General features: G+C 43.6%; 4 protein-coding genes. 3 read left to right on the forward strand and 1 reads right to left on the reverse strand.

Annotated features, from left to right (window positions below; all coding sequences use genetic code 11):
* Window positions 1–137 precede the first annotated feature (137 nt).
* The 3 genes from ACR2PX_RS17530 to ACR2PX_RS17540 all read left to right on the forward strand — a co-directional run bounded on the left by ACR2PX_RS17530 (window position 138) and on the right by ACR2PX_RS17540 (window position 1,329).
* Window positions 138–551 (forward strand): hypothetical protein, encoded by a 414-nt coding sequence (locus ACR2PX_RS17530; protein ID WP_434000653.1) that lies wholly within the window; start codon window positions 138–140, stop codon window positions 549–551.
* Window positions 479–733, forward strand: coding sequence for an AHH domain-containing protein (locus ACR2PX_RS17535; RefSeq protein ID WP_434000656.1), 255 nt, complete (start codon window positions 479–481; stop codon window positions 731–733). The genes ACR2PX_RS17530 and ACR2PX_RS17535 overlap by 73 nt, the downstream gene beginning before the upstream one ends.
* 146 nt (window positions 734–879) lie before the next feature.
* The gene (locus ACR2PX_RS17540; protein WP_434000654.1) at window positions 880–1,329 is read left to right on the forward strand and encodes an imm11 family protein; all 450 of its coding nucleotides are present in this window, start codon (window positions 880–882) and stop codon (window positions 1,327–1,329) included.
* A 237-nt stretch (window positions 1,330–1,566) separates the two neighbouring features.
* Here the strand turns inward: ACR2PX_RS17540 and ACR2PX_RS17545 are convergent, their stop codons facing one another.
* The gene (locus tag ACR2PX_RS17545) at window positions 1,567–1,971 is read right to left on the reverse strand and encodes a GIY-YIG nuclease family protein (protein WP_434000655.1); all 405 of its coding nucleotides are present in this window, start codon (window positions 1,969–1,971) and stop codon (window positions 1,567–1,569) included.
* Between the last annotated feature and the right edge of the window lie 125 nt (window positions 1,972–2,096).

Here is a 2,096-nt window from a genome sequence, read left to right on the forward strand (position 1 = left end):
AGCCAAGCGAAAGGCAAGAGGCTATAAGAAACCGCACTTTAAAATTATGGTTTATTTACTGACTGGCAAGCTGAATTTCACCCGAGTGAATGAATCCTGCTTACCCACTTGAAATTCAAAAGAGCCAGGATTATCTTATGTTTATACCCCAGTCTACGCTGAAAGTATTTGAAATGACGCAGCTTGATCGAATGATTGACTGGTATGCAAATCTTGAAAAGCCGTGTGCAGAGGATTTGCAAAGAGTCATGGTTGAGGCTGATGTTCAGTGTCAGCTGGATAAGTTCAGAACAAAAGCCCTTAATATGAACAGTGGTCAGTTGGAAAAAGAGCGCCACTATTCAAGACGCTTGGGTAAGAATATGGAGCGAGCTCATTCTCCCAGGCCACACGACGCTTGTGAAGCTCATGCCATAGTATCTGGAGGCCATAAAGATGCTGCAGTTGCTAGGGCAATCTTGGCTCGCTACAAAAGAGAATTGATGACCCAAGAAATGGCTGTTGGCTACCCAATCAGCTTGAAGACCGGCCAAAGATGCCTGAGTGGTTAAGGAATGCCGTTCCCCATCGGAAAATACACAGGGACTCCTACTACGAGTGGATAGGGGAGGAGATCAATAGAATGCGAGTTAGAAATTTATCTGATCTTTTGGGGCAGTTAAGACTGATTCGTTTGAGACTTCAATCTGGCAGAGTAAAGCCTAAAATCGCCCAAGGTACAGGTATTGCATGATGTTATACGCTATCTATGCAGACAAGAAAAATTTTGGATTATTAGGGTTCGATCGTGACGAATCCCGGTCTATTTTTGGTGACGACATTGACAACCAGTTTGATGTTAATTGGGAAGTAAAATCATTCGGTAAAAGCTGGAAGTCGATGACCGTTAATTTTGCCGATGAGGATGGAAAGTATTTCAAAGAGATACCCGATATTTCTGAGCATCATGGTCGGCTTTTTTTATCAGAGAAGGCCTATGATGTTTTGCAAGACTTGCTTGAAGCGGCTGGTGAATTCTTACCTGTAAAGTATGCGTCTGGAAATGGTTATATGTTTAACCCTCTTCAATATGCTGAATCTGTCGATGGAGTGGACTACCAGTTAAGCCAAAAAGACGAGTTTAACGATGTGATTAGCCTTGGCTTTCATGAAAACAAAGTTAGAAAGTTTATGGCCTTTCGATCTGAGTTCAGTTACCTGAATGATTTGATCTGCCAGGAAGAGCTGAAAGAGAGAATAGAAAAAAACAACTTGAAAGGTGTGCTTATTACTCAGGTTTTGGGTAACAGAAGTGCTGCTTTTAATCCAGAACTGTATCTAAATAGTTAGCGAGGGAGAGGATGGCCACGATCAGCAGTTGGCAGCAGTTCAAATCACTGATCTCGGAAGTACAAAGTCATAGCTGCCATCAAAACCAACAATGGCCAACGGCACCAGTCAGGCTGAACTTAGGAATGGATCGATTGTGACGGTGACAGGGGGAGCCTGAAGGGATGGATTAAGGAGTAGGTGAAGAGTGCTGCGCCGGAATTGGCACAGTATGAGGCGGAGGTGTAAGAGGACTATTCAAGTGCTGAGTAACTTCTTAGAAATGTGCTTAAGATTCAAGGTTCTTTCAGTCTCTCTACGCACTTTGACCAGAGGCTTATAGGTTTGCTGTTTGTTCAGGGCATTGGTTCGTGAGTCAAACTGGTAAAGTTGCCGAAACAGACCTTCCAGTTCCTGGATCTCTACATCGGTAATATTGTCCCAGACTTCGTAATAAGAGAAGTGAGTCCAGTCGTTGATCCTGTTGCGTTTATGGCTGTACAGCCTTTTTCTGATGATCCCATCCGCTGACATACCTATGTACACCACGTCATAGGATTTCCCTCTTCTCTTGTAGAGGGCATAGATGCCACGTAGTCCAGGTGGAACATCATTCAGCTCGTCAATAGACCGATATTCCAACGCAGTTTTTATCAGGCGCATAGGAGCCTGTCGGACTTACCACTGACCTACTGCGAAAAAGCCGGATTTGGCCATTTTTTATGATTCTTTTCGTTGAATAGCTCGCTATTCGCCTCAAATAATCATAAAAACTGTCTCAAACCGGA

It is taken from the genome of Endozoicomonas sp., assembly GCF_051008435.1.
Classification (GTDB): Bacteria; Pseudomonadota; Gammaproteobacteria; order Pseudomonadales; family Endozoicomonadaceae; genus Endozoicomonas_A.